Annotated in this window: 17 protein-coding genes; 11 read left to right on the forward strand and 6 right to left on the reverse strand. The window is 44.9% G+C overall.

The window, feature by feature from the left end; all coding sequences use genetic code 11:
• Position 1: 1 nt before the first annotated feature.
• Both R7P72_RS09110 and udp read left to right on the forward strand, forming a co-directional pair.
• A complete protein-coding gene (locus R7P72_RS09110) occupies positions 2 to 2,308 on the forward strand; it encodes a zinc/cadmium/mercury/lead-transporting ATPase (protein WP_005378481.1) in 2,307 nt (768 codons plus the stop codon).
• A 314-nt stretch (positions 2,309 to 2,622) separates the two neighbouring features.
• Positions 2,623 to 3,381, forward strand: a complete 759-nt coding sequence (gene udp / locus R7P72_RS09115; protein WP_005378479.1) for a uridine phosphorylase — start codon at positions 2,623 to 2,625, stop codon at positions 3,379 to 3,381.
• A gap of 157 nt (positions 3,382 to 3,538) precedes the next feature.
• On the opposite strand, the gene R7P72_RS09120 is transcribed toward udp, so the two are convergent.
• Positions 3,539 to 4,699 (reverse strand): DUF1887 family protein, encoded by a 1,161-nt coding sequence (locus tag R7P72_RS09120; RefSeq protein ID WP_005378476.1) that lies wholly within the window; start codon positions 4,697 to 4,699, stop codon positions 3,539 to 3,541.
• A 163-nt stretch (positions 4,700 to 4,862) separates the two neighbouring features.
• A complete protein-coding gene (locus R7P72_RS09125; protein ID WP_005378474.1) occupies positions 4,863 to 6,854 on the reverse strand; it encodes a methyl-accepting chemotaxis protein in 1,992 nt (663 codons plus the stop codon).
• Positions 6,855 to 7,123: 269 nt separating this feature from the next.
• Here R7P72_RS09125 and hinT point away from each other — a divergent pair, with 269 nt between their 5' ends.
• The 7 genes from hinT (at position 7,124) to R7P72_RS09160 (ending at position 13,337) form a co-directional block, all read left to right on the forward strand.
• On the forward strand, positions 7,124 to 7,474 hold the full coding sequence (gene hinT, locus R7P72_RS09130) for a purine nucleoside phosphoramidase (protein ID WP_005378473.1): 351 nt from the start codon (positions 7,124 to 7,126) through the stop codon (positions 7,472 to 7,474).
• A 69-nt stretch (positions 7,475 to 7,543) separates the two neighbouring features.
• Positions 7,544 to 8,941 (forward strand): COG3014 family protein, encoded by a 1,398-nt coding sequence (locus tag R7P72_RS09135; RefSeq protein ID WP_005378471.1) that lies wholly within the window; start codon positions 7,544 to 7,546, stop codon positions 8,939 to 8,941.
• Complete coding sequence (locus R7P72_RS09140; RefSeq protein WP_005378469.1) at positions 8,941 to 9,333, forward strand: YcfL family protein; 393 nt, start codon at positions 8,941 to 8,943, stop codon at positions 9,331 to 9,333. Before R7P72_RS09135 ends, R7P72_RS09140 begins: the two co-directional genes overlap by 1 nt.
• A gap of 66 nt (positions 9,334 to 9,399) precedes the next feature.
• Positions 9,400 to 9,990, forward strand: coding sequence for a penicillin-binding protein activator LpoB (gene lpoB / locus R7P72_RS09145; RefSeq protein WP_005378467.1), 591 nt, complete (start codon positions 9,400 to 9,402; stop codon positions 9,988 to 9,990).
• Positions 9,991 to 10,014: 24 nt separating this feature from the next.
• Positions 10,015 to 10,896 carry a thiamine kinase gene (thiK, locus tag R7P72_RS09150; RefSeq protein ID WP_005378465.1) on the forward strand — a complete coding sequence of 294 codons (882 nt, stop codon included), beginning with the start codon at positions 10,015 to 10,017 and terminating at the stop codon, positions 10,894 to 10,896.
• A 75-nt stretch (positions 10,897 to 10,971) separates the two neighbouring features.
• Positions 10,972 to 11,514: an alpha/beta hydrolase YcfP gene (gene ycfP, locus R7P72_RS09155; protein WP_005378464.1), complete on the forward strand. Its 543-nt coding sequence runs from the start codon at positions 10,972 to 10,974 to the stop codon at positions 11,512 to 11,514.
• Between the two features lie 533 nt (positions 11,515 to 12,047).
• Complete coding sequence (locus tag R7P72_RS09160; RefSeq protein WP_005378463.1) at positions 12,048 to 13,337, forward strand: NAD(P)/FAD-dependent oxidoreductase; 1,290 nt, start codon at positions 12,048 to 12,050, stop codon at positions 13,335 to 13,337.
• Between the two features lie 76 nt (positions 13,338 to 13,413).
• On the opposite strand, the gene R7P72_RS09165 is transcribed toward R7P72_RS09160, so the two are convergent.
• From R7P72_RS09165 to R7P72_RS09180, 4 genes are all read right to left on the reverse strand, one after another.
• The gene (locus R7P72_RS09165) at positions 13,414 to 13,962 is read right to left on the reverse strand and encodes a GNAT family N-acetyltransferase (RefSeq protein ID WP_005378462.1); all 549 of its coding nucleotides are present in this window, start codon (positions 13,960 to 13,962) and stop codon (positions 13,414 to 13,416) included.
• A 160-nt stretch (positions 13,963 to 14,122) separates the two neighbouring features.
• Positions 14,123 to 14,890, reverse strand: coding sequence for a peptidoglycan binding protein CsiV (locus R7P72_RS09170; RefSeq protein WP_021707672.1), 768 nt, complete (start codon positions 14,888 to 14,890; stop codon positions 14,123 to 14,125).
• A 7-nt stretch (positions 14,891 to 14,897) separates the two neighbouring features.
• Positions 14,898 to 18,359, reverse strand: coding sequence for a transcription-repair coupling factor (gene mfd / locus R7P72_RS09175; protein WP_206958519.1), 3,462 nt, complete (start codon positions 18,357 to 18,359; stop codon positions 14,898 to 14,900).
• A 5-nt stretch (positions 18,360 to 18,364) separates the two neighbouring features.
• Positions 18,365 to 18,934 (reverse strand): hypothetical protein, encoded by a 570-nt coding sequence (locus R7P72_RS09180; RefSeq protein WP_025766933.1) that lies wholly within the window; start codon positions 18,932 to 18,934, stop codon positions 18,365 to 18,367.
• A 249-nt stretch (positions 18,935 to 19,183) separates the two neighbouring features.
• Between R7P72_RS09180 and lolC the strand changes: the two genes are divergently transcribed.
• Together lolC and lolD are read left to right on the forward strand one after the other, a co-directional pair.
• Positions 19,184 to 20,392 carry a lipoprotein-releasing ABC transporter permease subunit LolC gene (gene lolC / locus R7P72_RS09185; protein ID WP_031778997.1) on the forward strand — a complete coding sequence of 403 codons (1,209 nt, stop codon included), beginning with the start codon at positions 19,184 to 19,186 and terminating at the stop codon, positions 20,390 to 20,392.
• Positions 20,385 to 21,092, forward strand: coding sequence for a lipoprotein-releasing ABC transporter ATP-binding protein LolD (gene lolD / locus R7P72_RS09190; RefSeq protein ID WP_005378457.1), 708 nt, complete (start codon positions 20,385 to 20,387; stop codon positions 21,090 to 21,092). Before lolC ends, lolD begins: the two co-directional genes overlap by 8 nt.
• Positions 21,093 to 21,094 lie beyond the last annotated feature (2 nt).

Below are 21,094 nucleotides of genomic sequence, written 5' to 3' on the forward strand. Positions count from 1 at the left end.
TATGTGTACAAAACATCAAGGTTGCCAATCTAGCAAAATCAAAACTGCGGTGCCGCTTGGTGCAAGCGAGTCATGCTGTGCGCCAGTAAAATCTTCGCTCAATATCTCTCAGGCCAGTGTTGATGTTTCTGAAAGCTCTTGCTGTAGTGGAGGAGGCTGCAGCGTTGACACAGGCGAGGAAGACGATCCCACAAGGGAGAGTAATTCCTCCGTTCGGAACGCTTGGCTTGTGTCAGGTATGGATTGCCCATCTTGTGCGCAAAAGCTTGAGAAAGCCATTACGTCTTTACAAGGCGTCAGCCAAGCCAAGGTTTTGTTTGCAACAGAAAAACTGGTCGTCGATTTTGATGGTCTAGAGCTGATAGCTACGATAGAGCAGACAGCCCAAAAAACGGGTTTCCCGCTCTCTTCACTTGATGCTCCAAAACCAAGCACTACAAAGAAAGGCTGGCTTGGCGTCATAAGAGACAACATCCAAATTCTCTCGATTGCTGGTGCAATGGCTACTGCGGCAGTAATTTCTAAGATCGACCCTCAAATAAGCGCTTGGTTATTCACTTTGACGTGTTTACTTGGTTTATACCCAATCGCGCTCAAAGCATTTAAGTTGGCGCGTAGCGGTACGCCTTTTGCGATTGAAACGTTAATGAGTGTAGCGGCGCTCGGCGCTTTATATTTAGGTGAAACCGCCGAAGCCGCAATGGTGTTATTGCTTTTCCTTATTGGTGAAAAGTTAGAAGCATATGCATCATCTCGCGCGCGAAGCGGTGTCCAGGCGTTAATAGACTTAGTCCCAGAAAATTCAATTTTAATTATTGATGGAGAGCGTAAAGAAGTACCAGCTGCTCAGCTTAAACCAGGGGATATCATAGAAGTCGCACCCGGAGGTCGTTTGCCTGCCGACGGTGTTTTGCAAGATGCGCTTGCGAGTTTTGACGAAAGTGCGTTAACGGGAGAATCTGTTCCCGTTGAACATCAAACCGGTGGCAAAGTGATGGCCGGGGCTGTGGTTGTCGATAAAGTGGTTCGCTTACAGGTGACTTCCCGTCAGGGCGAGAATGCGATAGACCGAATTCTTCATTTGATTGAAGAAGCCGAATCTCGTAAGGCACCATTAGAACGCTTTCTTGATAAATTTAGCCGTTGGTATACGCCGCTAATGATGCTGGTGTCTCTGATGGTTATCGTTACGCCGCCATTACTATTTGCCCAACCGTGGGAAACGTGGATCTATCGAGGACTCGCCCTGCTGTTGATTGCTTGTCCATGTGCATTAGTCATTTCAACGCCTGCGGCGATCACTTCTGGCTTGGCGGCAGCTGCTAAGCGGGGCGCATTGATCAAAGGTGGTGCGGCGCTTGAGTTGCTTGGCAAGGTTGAGTCTGTCGCATTTGATAAAACTGGGACACTGACGCAAGGTAAACCAGAAGTGACTGACGTCTTTGCTTTTGATATGGATGAAGACAAGTTACTTAGCCTAACTGCGTCAATCGAGGTTGGTTCAAGTCATCCTCTAGCGGTTTCTTTAGTTACCAAAGTGCAAGAGCAGGGGCTTACTATTCCTGAAGCGTTGGATAAAACCGCGCAAGTAGGCTCTGGTGTCACAGGTTACGTCGATGGAAAAATGGTCCAAGTGGTCACGCCTTCAAAGGCAGACTTTCCACTTTCTCAAGAAGCCAAAGAGCAAGTGGTTACGTTGGAACAACAAGGTAAAACGGTTGTCATTGTGCGTTTCGATGACGAGGTCATTGGCGTGATCGCATGGCAAGATACATTGCGCTCAGATGCCCAGCAAGCTATCGCAATGTTGAAGGAACTTGGGGTCACGTCGGTGATGCTAACGGGTGACAACCCGAGAAGTGCAGAAGCAATGGCAAATAGAATAGGCTTGGATTATAAAGCGAGTTTGTTACCTGCAGACAAGGTGCATTACGTCGAGAAACTATCACAACAACATACCGTTGCGATGGTGGGAGACGGTATCAATGATGCTCCAGCCATGAAAGCTTCGAGCATTGGTATTGCGATGGGAGGCGGTACGGATGTTGCGCTCGAGACTGCTGATGCGGCGTTAACACACAACCGGTTGATTGAGCTACCTGCCATGATAGAACTGTCGCGTGCGACGCTAAGTAACATTCGTCAGAATGTCGCGTTAGCGCTAGGTTTGAAAGGTGTATTCTTAGTGACAAGTTTACTTGGGGTTACTGGGTTGTGGGTTGCAGTATTAGCTGACAGTGGTGCAACAGCACTGGTGACATTGAATGCGTTGAGATTACTTCGTTTTGAGTCCAAACAGATCAAATAACTGACCTAACCAATGATCCCACTCATTAATAGCCCGAGGCATTCGTGTATCGGGCTTTTTTTAACCGTATTAACCTGATGCGATCAGACGTTTTTCTTGTCCTTGAAATCACGCATTGCTATGCAACAAAATGATCTAACGCCCCTTAAAGTGTGATCAATACCAGTTTTGTTTGAAATTTCATTTTCATTACATTTTGTCATTGTGATTGTGATCACTCTATGTTGGTGAAAGGTTCGCTACAGTGCATCTGTACCCAATAACTGATTAATGAGCTTATTGTTCATAAAATAAGCCACAATAAGGAGCGACTTATGTCTCAAGCTGTATTCCATTTAGGTGTTACTGAAGCTGATCTTAATGGTGCGACTCTAGCGATCATTCCTGGTGACCCAGCGCGTGTTCAAAAAATCGCAGAACAAATGGAAAATCCAGTATTTCTAGCAAGCCATCGTGAATACACGCTATACCGTGCAGAGCTAGACGGTAAACCTGTTGTGGTTTGTTCTACAGGTATTGGTGGTCCTTCTACCTCTATCGCAGTTGAGGAATTGGCACAGCTTGGTGTTCGCACTTTCCTACGTGTTGGTACAACGGGTGCAATTCAACCGCATGTAAACGTGGGTGACATGATCGTAACGACGGGGTCAGTTCGTCTTGACGGTGCGAGCCTACACTTTGCTCCTATGGAATTCCCAGCAGTTGCTGACTTTGAAGTAGCAACCGCAATGAAAGCAGCGGTAGAAGAGTCTGGCGCTACAGTTCACATGGGTGTGACTGCATCAAGCGACACGTTCTACCCTGGTCAAGAACGTTACGATACGTTCTCTGGTCGTGTTGTTAAGCGTTTCCAAGGCTCTATGCAAGAATGGCAAGACATGGGCGTACTTAACTTCGAGATGGAGTCTGCAACACTGCTAACAATGTGTGCGAGCTCTGGTTTAAAAGCGGGTTGTGTGGCTGGTGTTATCATCAACCGTACACAAAAAGAGATTCCAGATCATTCAACTCTGAAAGAAACGGAAGCGCGTTCAATTAAAGTGGTTGTAGAAGCAGCGCGTAAAATGCTTTAAGCCGCTATAGTTGGCATTTAAACAAACAGAAAAAACCAGAGGCTAACCTCTGGTTTTTTTCTACTTATAGAAATGCGTACAGCTAAAATTTAGGTATAAAAAAAGCAGCATTAATGCTGCTTTTTATCGTTGTGAATTTTAGCTTTTCTTAATGGCACTATATCTCGTCTGAACCGCCCGCGTCTTTAAACCAAGCCGTTAAGTGCGTTCTTAAATCTTTAAGCTCATCAGGGCCAATCAGGGCTAGCCCTAAGTCTTCAGCACGAGTAATGTCATTGTGACGAAGAGGACGGAAGCTCACCAACATTGCGCGCGCTTGTAAGCCACCTAATAAATCGCGAAGCGATTCTAACTTATATAAAGTATCGTCGCCGTCATCTCTCATGCCTTTGGTTTTGCACTCGATGATGTGCAGCTTGTTGTTTACAACTGTTGCGACATCTAACTCATTGCGTACTTCACTTTCACCAAGTTTGCGATAAACCTGAACATTTAACGATCGATCTTGGATCGTCGGCATGGTGTCTTGGATTTGCTTCACGGTGCTGTGAACCAAAGTTTCTAACCACTCACCGTTTGAAAAGCGTCGAGCATCTTCATCTGCAAACGTTAAAACGCCATTCTCATAGGTGGCGATTTCTGCTTCTACTAAATCTGAAAGCAACATGTTGAGCTCACGGTAGCCCTGCTGTTTTTCGGAGAGCTCGACATCAAGCTTTTGTTCTTTGCGGCATGTGGTTGCAAGGTAGTTAAGTGTTGCTAGACCTGGCCCAAGCTCAAGCGCATTTGAGGCCCATCGTTCACCAAGTTCATACAATTTTTTATCAAGAAGAGGTGGTAAATCAACGTGGTGAAATTCGCCGCGTGCACCAAAGATAGTGAGGTAATCTGCAATCGTAATGTGATCTTCTACTTGGGTATCTTCTTTGCCATCAGGGTATAACCAACAAAGCTTATCGCTACTAGGCTCAACCACAAAAATTGGCCAGCGATAGGTACGGAAAACTTCGTACACCGACAACAAGCGATGACGAAGACCACAGCTCGCGTTCAATTTTACATCTTCGCCGCGTTCATGGAGATCTTTTGCCAGTTTTTGAATTGCTTGTTTGATCAGAGATGTATTAACAGCGGATGGAATTTCAAAAAATTCAGAAGTAATTTCTCGTTGATCTAAAACGGCACTCAGTCGGTCAAATATATCTAACTGGCTCTTGTCTCCGATGAAGACGATATGTGTGCTTAGCGTACGATTATCTAATAGAGGAGTGACCAATCTCACTGGGTCTTGGTCGATAATACCAACATGAACAGCCATAGATTTTCCTTTTTATGAGGCCGCTCGAAAAGAGTTGTGCAAGGGGATGAGCTGGCCTTATTAATCATATGTAGACATGGCCGACAAAAAACAAGGGCGACTTAACAAAAAGTCGCCCTTATACAGTTGATTGCACTAATTAATACTCTTAATTATAAAGTATTTATAACTTAAAGCGGTGGACCAATTCATTTTGCTGATGAGCCAAGTGGGTCAGTGATTCACTGGTTTGTGCGATACTCGACATGGCTTGGAAACTTTCATCGGCGATGCTGTTGATATCTTCAATACTGCGAGCAATGTCTGTTGATGTTTCACTTTGCTCTGCTGCTGCTTGTGAAATGTGCGTACTCATTTGGCTGATCTCAATGATTAGCGCCTGGATCTCTTCCATTGAGCTGTTCGCTTTTGACGCTTGCTCAACCGACATCTCCATATCGCTCATACAGCTTTGTATGACTTGGTTCGCCGATTGCGAGCTAGATTGCAGATTACTGATCATGGATTCAATTTCAGTGGTTGATTGAGTCGTTCTTGATGCGAGTACTCGTACTTCATCTGCCACTACCGCGAAGCCGCGACCTTGTTCACCAGCGCGAGCCGCTTCAATTGCCGCGTTCAATGCCAGTAGGTTGGTTTGCTCCGCAATGTTGCGGATCACATCAAGGATAGACCCAATTTGACCACTCATTTTTTGTAGCTCAGAAACTGCGGAGACCGATTCGTTCAAACGTGTTTCTAGTTGATTAATGGTTGAGATGTTACTGCTCATAACATTTCTGCCTTCTTCAGAGGCAGATTCGACGCGTTGCACCATTTCTAGCGAGCCTTGCGCACTTTGCGCGACTTCCTGCACTGAATGAGACATTTCTGTCATCGCGGTAGCGACGTTTGCCGTTTGTTCGCGTTGAGAGCTCAATTTAATTTGTGCTTGCGAAGAGGTGCGTTCGTTGGTTGTCGCGGTTGACGATAGGTTTTCTGACGCTTCGTTGAGTTTCACCAAGATCTCGTGAAGGTTGTCGGCGAGTGAGTTAATGTGTCCACTCACACGGCTGAATTCGTTGTTATAGCGAATGTCGATACGCTGTGTCATATCTCCTTCAGTCAGGCTTTCTAACACTTTTAGAATACGAGTCAACGGTTCGCGAACGCTTTGTGCGATGTGGTAGCCAATCGCTGTCGCGAGTAAAACGACAATAACGCCAATGATGATGGCTTTCGTTACACCTGCCGAATATATGTCACCAGCATCTGCCAATGATTCATTGAGCTTATCTGTTGCGGTTGTCGTGAATTGCTCAAGAATCGCCATGGTTGAATCCACTTTATTTGCTAGGTTGGCGATATTGTTATACAAAGCGGCGCGAGCATTGAGGTAATTATTATGTTGGTCTAGCACACCGCCACGCATACCAACGTCACGAGTAAATTGCTCTACAGATTCGCCAAAAGCTTTTTCTAGCTCAGGAAGCTGAGTCACCAACCCGCGGAATGCGTAATTCAAGTGCGTTACTGCTTTGCGGTTTTTAGCTACGGCTTGCGTAACAAACTCAGGGTTGGAACTGGCGAGGGCATCAGAGGTAATTACTTCGGCATCTTTTAACTTGATAAAGTAGCTCTTTGCCATGACTTTGACAGAAATGCTGGTTTGATCTGCCACATATTCTTTAAGACCAACCGAAAGTTCGGTATTCAGTTTTTGGAAGCGGCGTGAGGATTTTTGCACTTCTTCTTGAGCCGCAAACATTGCTTCGTAGTTGTCCATGGCCTCTAGAGCTTCTGTAAAATAGCTCTGCTCTAACGTTTTTAACTGTGAAAACGGTTCGGCAAGAGAAGGGTAGATTTGGCTTGCGGTTTTCAGTTGAGCCAATGTGGATTCGAAGCGCTGTTGAGATCTAGCAAATTCCTGACGCATTTCATCCATGCGTTGTTTATTCTCTGTCGTCAGGAAGTCTTTAAATGATTTGTCGGCAGAAAGCAGCTCAACACTGGTTTGATTAGATAACGATACCAACGGTAGGGATGATTTAGAAACCGTGCCAAATTTTCCGTGAATATCACTCATTCCTCCCATCATAATGGCAATTGTGACGGCAAATAGGATGATGATCAGTGCAAAGCCGGCATACATCCTTTTAATAACTGAACCTCGCATAAGTGAGCTTCCTCTCCCAAAAATAGACAAGCTACCCAAGTATTTTTGAATTTACTTGGGTATAAAAATAATAATTGTCTTAAAAAAGTAACAAAATTCATTGGATTGTATTCAGTTTGTGATGCGCATTTTATGACGCACACGACAAAAAAAGCTTCGTTAATTAGCATTTGATTAATAATGTTAAGTGAACACTGTTTTTATTGAGCTCCGCTTTTGGTTGGCGCATACTAATTGGGGTCTAATTACGTTTATAAAATGGAGTCCTCATGGCGGAAGAAACGATCTTTAGTAAAATTATTCGCAAGGAAATCCCTGCCGATATCCTTTATCAAGATGATTTGGTGACTGCGTTTCGCGACATTAACCCTCGCACACCAAGCCATATTCTCATTATTCCGAATAAACTGATCCCAACAACGAATGATGTAGAAGCTGAAGATGAAGCAATGATGGGGCGTTTGTTCACTGTTGCTAGAAAGTTGGCGAAAGAAGAAGGTATTGCTGAAGACGGCTATCGCCTGATCGTTAATTGTAATCCACATGGTGGCCAAGAGGTTTACCATATTCACATGCACCTACTAGGCGGCCGCCCTCTAGGTCCAATGGTATTGAGCTAAGCTTTTAAAAGTGGGTGGCGATTCACCCACTTCTTTTTCCTGTCGAATGACACATTTGTGGAGATAAATGTGAAACTAGGTGTAAAGCTGTTAGGGCTGATGAGCTGGGCTTTAATGGCCTCTGGCTGCGCGAATTTATCTGCGGGCAATCTGTTTAGTCATTACAGCAACCAGAATCAAGAAGTTTATCAAGCCGTTGTTGCAGGGGAATATGCCAAAGCAAAACAACTTCAATCAAGTGAAGTGGGTGGCGAGATACTTGGCAATTTTGAAAAAGGTCGCATCTCTTTTCTTGCTGAAGATTACCCAACAAGTTTGAATGCGCTAGAAAGCAGCGATCGTGCCGTACGTGTTCAACAAGATCGAGCGACGATATCTGTGTCAGACACGGCAACGAGCGTCGGCTCTCTCGCAGTGAACGACAATCTCCAAGATTATCATCCCGCCGATTACGAACTTGGCTTTTTGCACCTGTATCTAGGACTAAATTACTTACAGAAAAACGATTTAGAAGGAGCACTAGTTGAAGTGCGTCGAGCTAATCAAGTTCAGGAAGCGGCAAGAAATGCGCGTGAAAAAGAGCTAAAAGCAGCAGAGAAAGACCTTAACAAGCAAGGCATGTCTGCCAATTTAGGCAGTGTATTAGCGAACTACCCTGATGCTGGTAAAAAACTAAGCGCGGTACAAAATGGTTATCTGTTCTATCTTTCTGGCTTGTTATATGAAGCGTCGCGAGACTTAAACAGTGCTTATGTTGATTACCGACGAGCACTCGCTGTAATGCCAGACAACAAGCAAGTTGTAGAAAGCACCTTATACGCTGCTAAGAAGTTAGGCATGCGTGAAGACTTGCGCATGCTAGAGAAGCGGTATGGCAAAGCACCTTCTGGATTAACTCAGTCACAAGGGCGAGTCATCGTTATTGATGAGCAGGGTGTTGTTGAGGCGATGAAAGGGTGGCGTATTGATTTACCGATTTACGACAGTCGCGATAATGGCGCGATTTATTCGTTGGCGCTTCCTTATTATCAGAACCGAGGTGCTCAACGTTTTAGCGATGTTGTTTTAAATGGTCAGGTATTGCCTTCCAGTACGCTGACTGATGTTAATGCGATGGCGCAAAACGATCTTAATGAACGTCTTACTACAATAGTGATCCGTCAAGCTCTTCGTGTTTGGGCAAAAGATCGAATCCGAAAAGAGGCGGCGAAAAAGGGCGATGATGTGGGAAACATACTTTTCAATGTATGGAACACATTGACCGAACAGCCAGATACAAGAAGTTGGCAAACATTGCCAGCGCAAGTGAAAACGGCTTCAAAAATCGTGAAACCGGGAACACAAAGTTTAAACTTGGGTGATCAAACCTATCAGTTTGAAGTGCCTGCACAGCAGACTACATTGGTATGGGTATCTCGTCAGGGAGCACACTCAACCGTGTGGCATAAACAGCTAGGGAGACTGTAATGAAAGCATGGCTTGTTTGTTTAGCAATGGCTATTGGTTTAGTTGGATGCGCCGAAAACACGGCTGGTATTCGAATTGATGGCCAAACGCAAAAAGTATTTTTTAATGATAACGTTTTAGGTAGTCGCTTATTAGTTGACAACATCACCACCACTTACGTTGATGATCGCCCACGAGGAGTCGTGCAGCTGAGTAGCAATTACAAAGGTGATCAGCACATTCTTTACCGATTTTATTGGTATGACAACAATGGTTTAGAAGTGAATACCAAACCTGGTCCGTGGCGAAAAATGATTGTGCGAGGATTTGAGCAAGTCACGTTATCTGAAGTTACTGTGAATCCAAATGGCACAAAATTCCGTGTGCAAATTAGAGAAGCACAAGACGATTAATCTTAACGGCTCTGCCGAAGCTGCCGCGCTAACGATGCGCTGGTATTGAAAAACTAAGGAACTCTCATGAAAAAAAGTATTATTGCTCTTTTAGGTCTTGCCGTCATTTTAGGTGGCTGTTCTAACAAAGTCTCTTACGGCGATGCGCAAGCAACAGAAACCACGACTATCGATTTTGGCTCAACAGATTTACAAAAAATCGCGGCTGAAATGGTGGATAGCATGATGATGTCGGGCTCTGTAGCAGCAATTACTCGTGACCAACGTCCTATCGTTTTTGTTGAGCGAATTAAGAACAAAACCAGTGAACATATTGACACTGAATCCATTACCGACACGATCTCTACTAAGATGTTGAACTCAGGTAAGTTCCGCTTTGTTGATATGGATCGTGTTGAGTCTGTGCGTGAACAACTTAACTTCCAAAACACGGATGAGCTTGTTAACCAAAGCACAGCGATCCAATTTGGTAAAATGGTTGGTGCTCAATACATGCTTTACGGCAACCTATCTAGCATTGTGAAAAATGCAGGTAGCGATAAAGATGTATACTACAAGATGACCATGCGCCTAATGGACCTAGAAACAGGTTTGATTGAGTGGGCGGATGAAACTGAAATTCGTAAAGCGCAATCTAAGAGCCTATTCGGTCTTTAATCGAACAGGGTGGAGAAGTCATCAATGGCATGGTTTTCTTGGCAACAAGCAAAACAGTTAGATCCGAGTCTTAACGCTCTCGATGGCTTCTTTACGGAGCCTCCGGTAAAAGTACAAACTGTTACCGGGGGGCTCACCAACCGTTGTTGGCGGTTGGAATCTTCTCAAGGCCTTGCATACATCTGGCGACCGACCAGTCATGTCTGCAAGGCTTTTTCAATTTCTCGTCACAGTGAATATCAAGTGCTGAATGCAGTCTCTTCATTGGAAATTGGCCCCAAGCCAGTTTTTATTCATGAGCAAGGGTTGCTGGTGGAATGGATAGAAGGAGAGGCTCTGACGGAGTCAGGCTTAGCACTAAGCAATTTATTATCCATTGCGGCGAAGATTCATCAATATCCGATAAGCGCAATTCCTTTGGTTCCATTTTCATATATTTCTCGCATCGATCATTATTGGCTTGAGCTTGATGGTCAGTATGTGGGTACGGAGTTTGAGGCTTTGTACATGAAGTGGCGCACGGAACCGAACGTTGCACCTGTTCCGCTTGCCCTATGTCACTTCGATCTGGGGTGTTATAACCTAGTGCGAGGAGAGAATGGGGTGAAAGTCATTGATTGGGAGTATGCCGGGATTGCTGACCCTAGGCTTGATTTGACCTTAACTATTCAGGTCGCGAATGCGCCTGTGGAAGAAGCGGTAAAGCAGTATTGCCAAATTCGAGGTATCGAAGATGTGTCTCTTTGGCTGAGAGGTGTACACGCTTGGCAACCAAGAACCTTGGTGATGGCGATGCTCTGGTATCTACTTGCCTATAAATTGTGGGGAGATGAACAATACTTAAACAGTGCGTATGAGTTGAAAGGCTCATTGTGTATGGAAGATCACTGTTTTGAGAACTCGTGATATTTTCCCCTTTAACAGTAAGGAAATAGTGGTAGTTTTAATAAAAGTACCAGATACACACAGGGAGAGGTACACATGATTATTTACTTACACGGCTTTGACAGTACAAGCCCGGGTAACCACGAAAAAGTTCTTCAACTGCAATTTATCGACGACGACGTTCGTTTTATCAATTACAGCACCCTTCACCCAAAGCACGACATGCAACACTTGTTAAAAGAAGTGTCTAAAGTTATCGATCAATCTGATGACCCAAACCCGTTAATCTGTGGGGTTGGTTTAGGTGGTTACTGGTCTGAGCGAATTGGTTTTCTATGCGGTATCAAGCAAGTGATGTTCAACCCGAACTTGCATCCAGAAAAAACGATGGCTGGTCGAATCGATCGCCCAGAAGAGTACGAAGATATCGCAACAAAATGTGTTGATCAGTTCCGAGCGAAAAATCAAGCTCACTGCTTAGTGATTCTCTCTAAAGATGATGAAGTGCATGACAATTCGAAAACGGCAGCTGAGCTAGAAAAACACTATCAAATCATTTGGGATGAAACTCAGTCTCATAAGTTCAAAAAAATCTCTCATCATTTACAAGCGATAAAGGCATTTAAAAATACTTATTAATGTTGAGTGTAGACAGTAAAGCGGCGTTTTTATCGGCTGCTTTGCTGCGATTCCTTCTCTTGAGTATGCCGAGCCACTGTCTCTTTGAAAGGCACATTTTCTTGGTTTAACGCTTTGAATATTGTGTTCTCCTTACCGTTTTCTTACTTCCCTCCTATGTAGCACGAACACCTTGTTGTAGAGTAGTCGAAAAGTAGTCAATCCGTACTCGTTACACGGATTTTGGTTGCCTTCAAAGTTGGTCTCTATATAATGAACCGGACTAAAATAATTTGATAAATATCAAAAAAAATTGAGAGCGAGTAATAAACTTGCCCAAAAAATTCTGGCGTCGTACGCGTACCAGATAAACATGCCAAACCCTGACAAGTCATTGATAGATAAAGAATCAAGGTGAGTGGCAGTTTTTTAATCCAAGTAATTGAGACACCTCTAAGAACCAAGAATTCATCGGTTGGATGGATGCCACAAATATTTGTGAGTCATGCATCGAGCTGAACCCCATATATTCATTTTTGTAGAGGAAAATCATTGTGACACGCATTATCGTTGTAGGCGGCGGTGCAGGTGGTCTTGAGTTGGCAACTAAGCTTGGTCGAACTCTAGGTCGCAAAAACCGTGCGCAAATTACGCTAGTCGATCGAAAAGCGAGCCACTTGTGGAAGCCATTATTGCATGAGGTTGCTACAGGTTCTTTGGACGAAGGAGTAGATGCACTGAGCTATCGAGCTCATGCAAAAAACCACAGCTTCGACTTCCAAATGGGTAGCCTTCAAGACATCGACCGTGAACGTAAAGTGATCATCTTAAGTGAGCTTAAAGACGAACACGGTGAACTTCTTATGCCAAGCCGTGAGCTAGAATACGACATTCTAGTGATGGCGATTGGCTCGACATCAAACGACTTCAACACGCCTGGCGTTCGTGAAAACTGTATTTTCCTAGACAGCCCTGAGCAAGCACACCGTTTCCGTACAGAAATGAACAACGAGTTCCTAAAGCTGCACGCGAAAAACGGTAACGGTACGGTCGATATTGCGATTGTTGGTGCTGGTGCAACTGGCGTTGAACTATCAGCTGAGTTACATAATGCTGTTAAAGAGCTGCGCACTTATGGCTTCGGTGATCTTGATTCTAGCAAGTTGAACGTCAATCTGATTGAAGCAGGTGAGCGTATTTTACCAGCGTTACCTCCACGTATTTCTTCTGCTGCTCATCAAGAGTTGGTGAAGTTGGGCGTAAACGTGCGCACCGCCACTATGGTGACTAAAGCTGAAAAAGATGGCCTTACTACAAAAGATGGTGAGAAAATCCCAGCTCAAATCATGGTTTGGGCTGCAGGTATCAAAGCTCCAGACTTTATTAAAGATATCGCTGGCTTAGAAACGAACCGTATCAATCAGCTTGTAGTGAAAAACACACTACAGACAACACGAGATGATGACATCTTTGTTATTGGTGACTTAGCACAATGCACCCAGTCTGACGGTTCGTTCGTGCCGCCACGCGCTCAAGCTGCACACCAAATGGCAAGTCAGGCATTTAGTAACATCGTCGCGAAGATCAACGGGCGCGAGTTGAAAGACTATGTATATAAAGATCACGGTTCATTAGTGTCTCTAAGTCGCTTCTCAACCGTTGGTAGTCTGATGGGGAACCTAACTAAAGGGTCGATGATGGTAGAAGGCCGTATTGCTCGTGTCGTTTACATCTCATTGTATCGCATGCACCTAATGGCGTTGCACGGTGTATTCAAAACCGGTCTGATGATGCTCGTCGGCCGCATTAATCGCGTGCTGCGTCCAAACCTTAAGCTGCACTAAGGTTTTAAATCCACTCTGTGTGGATGTGTTGTATCTTAAAAAATGGAGAAGCCACCGCAAGTCGGTGGCTTTTTGTTTATGTTAGATCTGTCGGTAAAAGTGAGAACACAACGCCATCTTTAGGCTTACCATGAAAAATAAACCGGTTTCTGGCGATGGCTTCTTTTTGTGCACCGACGGACTCAATTAAGGCTTGGCTAGCTTCGTTGTCGGGGTCACAAACAATCTCTAGTCGAGTTAAACTTAGCTTTGCGAAGCAGAATTCTGCTAAGGCTTTAACGGCTTCTTGGGCATAGCCTTGCCGTTGATAGCGGTCGGCAACCCAGTAACCAATACTCGCCATATTAAACGTATGATATAACTCATTAACCGCTGCCATTCCAACCAAAGTGTTACTTTGCCGCTCATAGATACCGAAACCAAAAGCCTCAGTTTTGACCCAGTTAAGACGGGTTGCCAACAGAAAGTCCTGCGCGGTTTTCAATGTGACGTTTTTATCACACCAGTCAAGCCATTGGTGCAGCGAAGGGGATTCTGCAAGTAATCGTTGTAGTGAATGTGCTTCTTCAGCAGGGATGAGCTTGAGCGCTAAGCGGGGCGCAATGATTTCAAAGTCTGGACTCATGAACTAATACGACTTCCATGTTGAGTGTAAGTAAATTGAAAGCTGTCTATTTATACTTGAACGCAGCTATTTTCCTTGCTCTGCGTTGGTTAGGAATAACTGAGGTATAGCAGATAAAAACAAAGCGCAGCTTTGCTGCGCTTTGTCGAACCGCTCGTGCTTATCGAACCCGACGAACTTGAATGATCATACCCATCAACGGGTTATCTAGGTAATGAGTCTCGCTGCTACGCATACGACGTTTTTGATCCATTCGATAACTCTTCAGGAATTTCTCTTCGGTTACTGTCGGCGATATTTCTGCCAAGTTACCTACTTGGACGTTACCATCTACTTCACCTAAGTCATCCGCCAATTGCTCAGTTGAGGTTGGTTCAAAACGCACCTCTCTAACACTTGGTTCGCGCAGATCTAGTGTTGTTTCGGCGAAGAGGTAATGCTGTACGTATATTTGGAATCGACCATCTAGTTCATATAAAGGACCATTGACCGTCTCTTCACTGTAACCGTCGCTGGAAAATGTTTGATTGCCATTGATTGGGCGGCCATCTGCTTGATAAGAATCAGAGAAATCTCGCCCGCCGACGATGCGGAAAATTGGGGCGCTAGATTTACCTCGGTCACCTTGACGCCAGGCTACGTGTTTAAGCACTTTAAAGCCGGCATGATTATTTAGTGCCGCTTCTTGCGCGTTGAGACGGAAAGAAGAACTTGGCAAAAGTGTCACGCCTTTAGAGCGGCGGTAGGATTCACTCTCTAGGCTACCGACATTTTCCATATCGATTTTTGGCAGTTGATTCGGCCAAGATTCTGTTGTGCTTTCAGCGTCGACTGCTCGCTTGAAAATGATCACTTCAATATCAAATTGGCGCTGTGCCCAAGAGGGCATTGAGACACATAGAAGCAATAACGGGATCAGTATTCTCATTCGACTATTAGCTCGTTGGTAATAAATTCTGTTTAAAATCATTCAGTAAGTCTTGAACAAACTGAATGCGTTTACGTCGGTCCACCAATGGTACGCTAAACTTGAACTTAGTTGGACCTTCCATTGCAAATTTTTGCGGCTGTGATTGCAGCAGTTTAACTAAATACGCTGGATTTATGTCAGCATCAGGGTAAAACTCGATAAATCCACCTTTATCATGGGCTTCTATCTTTTTCGCTTTTAAACTACCAGCCGAAATTTTCAATTCTGAGACGGCAAGTAAGTTCTTTGTTGCGTCTGGAAGCAGACCAAAGCGATCAATCAGTTCCACTTTTAGCTCTGATAGTTCATCACTGCTTGTGACACTCGCAATGCGTTTGTACATCGACAGTCGTGTGTTTACATCCGGAATGTAATCATCTGGTAAGAGCGCTGGTATTCGCATTTCCACTTCAGTTTGCTCACGAAGCAGCTCATCCAAAGATGGCTCCTTGCCTTCTTTTAATGCTTGCACTGCTTGTTCCAGCATTTCCATATAAAGTGTAAAACCAACGGATTGAATTTGCCCACTTTGCTCATCACCAAGCAGCTCACCAGCACCACGGATTTCTAAATCGTGGGTTGCTAACGTAAAGCCAGCACCTAAGTCTTCCAGTGAAGCAATCGCATCAAGACGCTTGATGGCATCTTTGGTCATGGCTTTTGGATGTGGCGTTAATAAGTAAGCATAGGCCTGATGGTGTGAACGTCCAACACGGCCACGCAATTGATGCAACTGCGCCAAGCCAAGATTGTCCGCACGATCCATGATTATGGTATTTGCCGTTGGTACGTCGATACCGGTTTCGATGATGGTTGTACACACCAACACATTAAAGCGCTGATGGTAGAAGTCATTCATGATTCGCTCAAGTTCGCGCTCGCGCATTTGACCATGAGCCACGGTAATGCGTGCCTCTGGGATGAGTTTCTGTAAGTCTTCTGCCGTTTTTTCAATGGTTTCAACTTGATTGTGCAGGAAGTAAACCTGACCACCACGCATAATTTCACGCAGTACCGCTTCACGGACCACTGGCTCTTCTTTTTGTCGAACAAAGGTTTTAATGGCTAAACGGCGTGCAGGAGGTGTCGCGATGATCGACAGGTCTCGCATGCCACTCATTGCCATATTCAGTGTGCGTGGAATTGGTGTTGCGGTGAGGGTAAGAATGTCCACATCCGCACGCATTGCTTTGACTTTTTCTTTTTGACGAACCCCAAAGCGGTGTTCCTCATCAACGATCAACAAACCTAAATCTTTGAATTTAATGTCGCTCGAAAGCAGCTTATGCGTACCAACGACAATATCGACTTTACCATCGGCAACGTCTTGCAAAATGACTTTTTGTTCTTTGGCAGATTTAAAACGAGACAGTACTTCAACTCGGATTGGTAAGTTGGCAAAACGGTCACGGAAGTTTTCGAAATGCTGCTGAGCAAGCAAGGTTGTTGGTACGAGTACAGCGACCTGTTTACTGTTATCCGTTGCGATAAATGCTGCGCGCATAGCGACTTCCGTTTTACCAAAGCCCACGTCACCACACACTAAGCGATCCATCGCTTTTGCCTGGCACATGTCTGACAATACGGCATTGATGGCCATCGCTTGGTCATCTGTTTCTTCAAACGGGAATGTTGCTTTAAATGTTGCGTATTGCCCACGATCTAGCTCAAATTTGAAGCCAGGTTTTAATTCTCGTTTAGCATACACATCCAGCAATTCTGCCGCGACATCACGCACTTTTTCTGCCGCTTTACGACGTGCTTTTGCCCACGCTTCACCACCTAATTTATGCAGTGGCGCACTCTCTTCAGCGCCGCCAGAATAACGGCTGATAAGATTCAGTGATGAAACTGGCACGTAGAGCTTGGCATCGTTTTGATACTCAAGGGTGACGTATTCCGTTTTCATGCCACCAGCTTCAAGTGTTTGTAAACCGATGTAGCGGCCAATACCGTGATCAATATGAACCACAGGTTGACCGGGTTTTAGTTCCGCAAGATGGCGAATAACGGTGTCACTGTTGACGGCTTTTTTATCTTTGCGGCGTCGCTGGATAACACGGTCACCGAGTAGATCACTTTCACAGATCAGAGCGAAGTTCAGCTCTTCGTGAATGAAACCATGCTCTGCTGCGCCTAAGATCAAGCTGAATCGATCACCCGAGTCTAGAGCTTGGTAAAGTGAGCCATGTACGACTGGCCGAACTTTGATGCCTTGCAACAGCTCCGTTAGTGCTTCACGACGACCTTCTGACTCTACCGAGAAAACGATTTTGCCGCTGAATTGCTCACTAAACTGACGAAGGCGCGAGAGCGGCTCTTTATTTTGTTGTTGAACGCCAAGCTCGGCTAACGATTGTACTGGTAGGTTTTGCCGACCGGCACGCTTAACCACTTTATCTAGGCTCAATTGAGCGATAGGGAGCTGTTTTAGTTGACTGAAAAGTTCGTCTTTTTTCAACCAAAGCTGTTCAGGAGTCAAAAGAGGACGCAGCGGATCAACTTTTTTCTGGTCGTATCGATATTCGACATCGGTTAAGAAAGTATCGACCGCAGATTCGATATCACCATATGTGATGACTTGAGAGTCTTCTGGAAAATATTCAAATAAAGTCTCGGTATGGTCAAAAAACAGCGGCTGCCAATACTCAATACCAGCGGGCCACGTGCCTTTGGTCACTTGCATGTAGATTGATTCAGGCTCGCGGCGTGCGTCGAACTGGGTGCGCCAACGTGTACGGAAATCTTCAATCGCTTCTTTAGTGGTTGGGAACTCATGTGCAGGCAGCAATTGGATTTGCTGAATATCGTCGATAGAGCGTTGGTTCTCTGGATCAAACGTGCGAATGGTATCTATTTCATCATCAAAGAAGTCGATGCGGTACGGGTCATTGCTGCCCATAGGAAAGAGATCCAGAATAGACCCACGACTTGCATATTCACCTGGTCCAAATACTTGATCTACATGGCGGTAGCCAGAATTTTCAAGTTGTACACGTAACTTCTCTAGCGAGAGCCGATCACCAGTTTTCACCATTAAAGTGTGTTGCAACAGAAAATCACGTGGCGATTGGCGTTGCAATACTGTACTGACCGGGACGATGGTTATGCCATCACGTTGACTTGGCAGTTGGTATAGGCGAGCGATACGTTCAGAGATGATTTCTTGATGCGGAGAAAAGTTATCGTAAGGCAGCGTTTCCCAGTCGGGGAACAGGCTTACCGTTTGGTCGGTGAATTGCTCAATCTCTGCCTGAAGCTTTAAAGCGATTTGCGGGTCAGGCACAACGAGTAGCGAGTGACTCGAATGCTGTTTGGCTAGCTCTGCAATGGCTAGAGGTAGAGCTGCGCCCGGCAAATTACCTAGCTGTTTTTTGTCGCCACGCTCTGAAGGGTTGGTGACGGAAAGAATCGTTGCTTTTGTCATAGGAATTATTTTTTATCTCGCTCCATCGAGCGCTGACGTAAAAGTTTTTGTTGTTGATACAGTGCCGCCTTTATCAGTAAATCTTGATCAGATTCTCGGAGCATCTTGTATCTAAGCGTGATAATGAAATCTTGCTCTGAAGCATCACATTCTTCTACTTGAGCGTAACAGTAAATCGCCGCAGCAGGGTGATCGAGGAACAGTTTAACACGAACGAGTTGTTGAGTAGTTAACGCTGTATCTGAGCGGAAACTGAGTTGACTAGCACCAAACTGCGTCGTTTGATAGCGAATGGAGGCGTCATCTTGTTGTGAAAGCATAAAGCTCAACAAGAGGTTAAGTTTCGCGTTTTGCGTATCAAGCAAGTTGATCACATGCTTTAACTCTTTGTTTTTCAGCTCTAGACGCGCGTTGTCTGCCAACATATCTAAGTGACTAAATTCACTGGCGACAATAAATGGTGCTGGAATTTCGGAGACAAACGTTTCTTCATCTGGCAAAGCAAAGTCCTCACTTAACGTTTCGACGTTGATGGTGAGGTTATGATGGACGGTAAAGTATTCTTGCTCTGTCATATAGTCGATCCTTTTGCCAGTGAGCGCTCCCTGTTCACTCAACAAACAAAGAGAAATAGGGCACTGATTATCGCTAACTGAATGAAGTTATCAAGTTTAGCCGATTTGTCCTTGAACTTTTTGCCCTAAATACAGACTTATTGCATGTCGTTGACAAATTTAGCGATTCTCTTGTCTTCTTAATGAGAAGAGTAAGGTAAGATAATCCGCTAAAGCTTTATATCAAAACAACCAGTTGGTTTGTCTTATATGTATCATCCTATCTCATTGTTTATTGGCTTAAGGTATCTTCGGGGACGCTCTGGAGATAGGTTCAGCCGATTTGTTTCTTATATGTCGACGGCGGGTATTACGATCGGTGTAATGGCGTTGGTGACGGTTCTTTCTGTGATGAACGGGTTTGAATCGCAGTTAAAAGAACGCATTTTAGGTGTGCTACCTCATGCCGTTGTTTCGCAACACGATGGAAAAACGCCTATGACCGAGTCTGCTCCTCCATTTGTTCAAGCGATGTCGAGTGAATCCCAGCCGGAGCCTATCGTTAGAGGAGAGGCTGTTATTCAGAGTTCTGCACAGCTGACGGCTGGTTACCTCATCGGTATTGAACCTAAGAAAGGCGATCCGATTAGCAACCATTTGATTGCCGGACGATTATCGTCACTTCAAGCAGGTGACTACAATGTATTTTTGGGTCACAGTTTGGCGCGTTCACTAAAGGTCTCAATCGGGGATAAAGTGCGCTTGATGGTGACCAACGCAACGCAGTTTACCCCACTTGGCCGTATTCCTAGCCAGCGAAACTTTACTGTCTCAGGCATTTTCAATACGGGATCGGACGTTGATGGTCAATTAATGATTGTGAACATGACGGATGCATCTAAGCTGATGCGTTTCCCTAAAGACACGGTTTCTGGTTGGCGTGTCTTTTTCTCTGACCCATTTATGGTGACGGATTTTGCTGACCAACCCATGCCTGATGGATGGGAATGGAGTGATTGGCGCGAACAGCGTGGTGAGCTTTTCCAAGCGGTGAAAATGGAAAAGAACATGATGGGACTTATGCTAGGTCTAATTGTGGGTGTCGCTGCATTCAATATTATCTCCGCTTTAATCATGGTGGTAATGGAGAAGCAATCAGAAGTCGCAATATTGAAAACTCAAGGCATGACTCAATCTCAAGTGATGACCATTTTCATGGTGCAAGGTGCAAGCAGTGGTGTAATTGGCGCGATTGTTGGTGGCGCTGCGGGCGTGATCTTGTCACTTAATCTAAATGCGATTCTTGAATCTGCTGGTGTGGCGCTATTCAGCTTTGGTGGTCATCTACCCATCTTGATTGATTCACTGCAAATTCTTTTAGTGGTGGTGTTGGCGATTGCTCTTAGCCTTGCTGCTACGCTTTATCCTTCTTATCGAGCATCTTCTGTTAAACCTGCTGAGGCACTTCGCTATGAATAAGCTATTAGAATGTCGTGATATTCGTAAAGTCTACCGAGAGGGTTCGTTAGATACGGAAGTGTTGAAAGGCGTAAGTTTCGATATCGACAAAGGGGAGTTGGTTTCTATTGTTGGCTCTTCTGGTTCGGGAAAAAGTACCTTATTGCATATTTTAGGTGCGTTAGATGACGCAACTCATGGTGAAGTTGATTTTCTAGGGCAAAACCTATCAGCTTTGAGCTCGAACAAACAGGCGGCATTACGCAACAAGCACCTTGGTTTTGTATACCAGTTTCATCACTTATTGGCTGACTTTACTGCGCTTGAAAATGTGGCGATGCCACTGATGATTGGCGGTGCTAAAGTAGCGGATGCAAAACAGGCGGCTAAAGCGCTGTTAGATAAAGTTGGTTTGAGTCATCGGATGCAACATAGACCCTCCGAGTTATCGGGCGGTGAGCGTCAGCGTGTTGCGATTGCGCGTGCATTGGTGAATAAACCTGATCTGGTCTTGGCTGATGAACCTACGGGGAACTTAGATCACAATACGGCACTGTCTATCTATGATTTGATGCGCGAGCTCAATAAAGAGTCAAACATTGCATTTTTGGTTGTCACGCATGACAAAGAGCTGGCAGCAAAAATGGATCGTCAAATGCACATGCAAGATGGTTTGCTCGTAGATCGTTTTGTGACTGATACAGCATCTGCGGAGGGCTAGTT

The organism is Vibrio sp. Vb0888 (assembly GCF_033338835.1).
GTDB classification, from domain to species: domain Bacteria; phylum Pseudomonadota; class Gammaproteobacteria; order Enterobacterales; family Vibrionaceae; genus Vibrio; species Vibrio alginolyticus.

What these genes read in the sequence shown, in the direction of transcription:
- R7P72_RS09110 (WP_005378481.1), top strand. Translation starts at nt 2, where the DNA reads ATGTGTACAAAACATCAAGGTTGCCAATCTAGCAAAATCAAAACTGCG.
- udp (WP_005378479.1), top strand. Translation starts at nt 2,623, where the DNA reads ATGTCTCAAGCTGTATTCCATTTAGGTGTTACTGAAGCTGATCTTAAT.
- R7P72_RS09120 (WP_005378476.1), bottom strand. Translation starts at nt 4,699, where the DNA reads ATGGCTGTTCATGTTGGTATTATCGACCAAGACCCAGTGAGATTGGTC.
- R7P72_RS09125 (WP_005378474.1), bottom strand. Translation starts at nt 6,854, where the DNA reads ATGCGAGGTTCAGTTATTAAAAGGATGTATGCCGGCTTTGCACTGATC.
- hinT (WP_005378473.1), top strand. Translation starts at nt 7,124, where the DNA reads ATGGCGGAAGAAACGATCTTTAGTAAAATTATTCGCAAGGAAATCCCT.
- R7P72_RS09140 (WP_005378469.1), top strand. Translation starts at nt 8,941, where the DNA reads ATGAAAGCATGGCTTGTTTGTTTAGCAATGGCTATTGGTTTAGTTGGA.
- lpoB (WP_005378467.1), top strand. Translation starts at nt 9,400, where the DNA reads ATGAAAAAAAGTATTATTGCTCTTTTAGGTCTTGCCGTCATTTTAGGT.
- thiK (WP_005378465.1), top strand. Translation starts at nt 10,015, where the DNA reads ATGGCATGGTTTTCTTGGCAACAAGCAAAACAGTTAGATCCGAGTCTT.
- ycfP (WP_005378464.1), top strand. Translation starts at nt 10,972, where the DNA reads ATGATTATTTACTTACACGGCTTTGACAGTACAAGCCCGGGTAACCAC.
- R7P72_RS09165 (WP_005378462.1), bottom strand. Translation starts at nt 13,962, where the DNA reads ATGAGTCCAGACTTTGAAATCATTGCGCCCCGCTTAGCGCTCAAGCTC.
- R7P72_RS09170 (WP_021707672.1), bottom strand. Translation starts at nt 14,890, where the DNA reads ATGAGAATACTGATCCCGTTATTGCTTCTATGTGTCTCAATGCCCTCT.
- mfd (WP_206958519.1), bottom strand. Translation starts at nt 18,359, where the DNA reads ATGACAAAAGCAACGATTCTTTCCGTCACCAACCCTTCAGAGCGTGGC.
- R7P72_RS09180 (WP_025766933.1), bottom strand. Translation starts at nt 18,934, where the DNA reads ATGACAGAGCAAGAATACTTTACCGTCCATCATAACCTCACCATCAAC.
- lolC (WP_031778997.1), top strand. Translation starts at nt 19,184, where the DNA reads ATGTATCATCCTATCTCATTGTTTATTGGCTTAAGGTATCTTCGGGGA.
- lolD (WP_005378457.1), top strand. Translation starts at nt 20,385, where the DNA reads ATGAATAAGCTATTAGAATGTCGTGATATTCGTAAAGTCTACCGAGAG.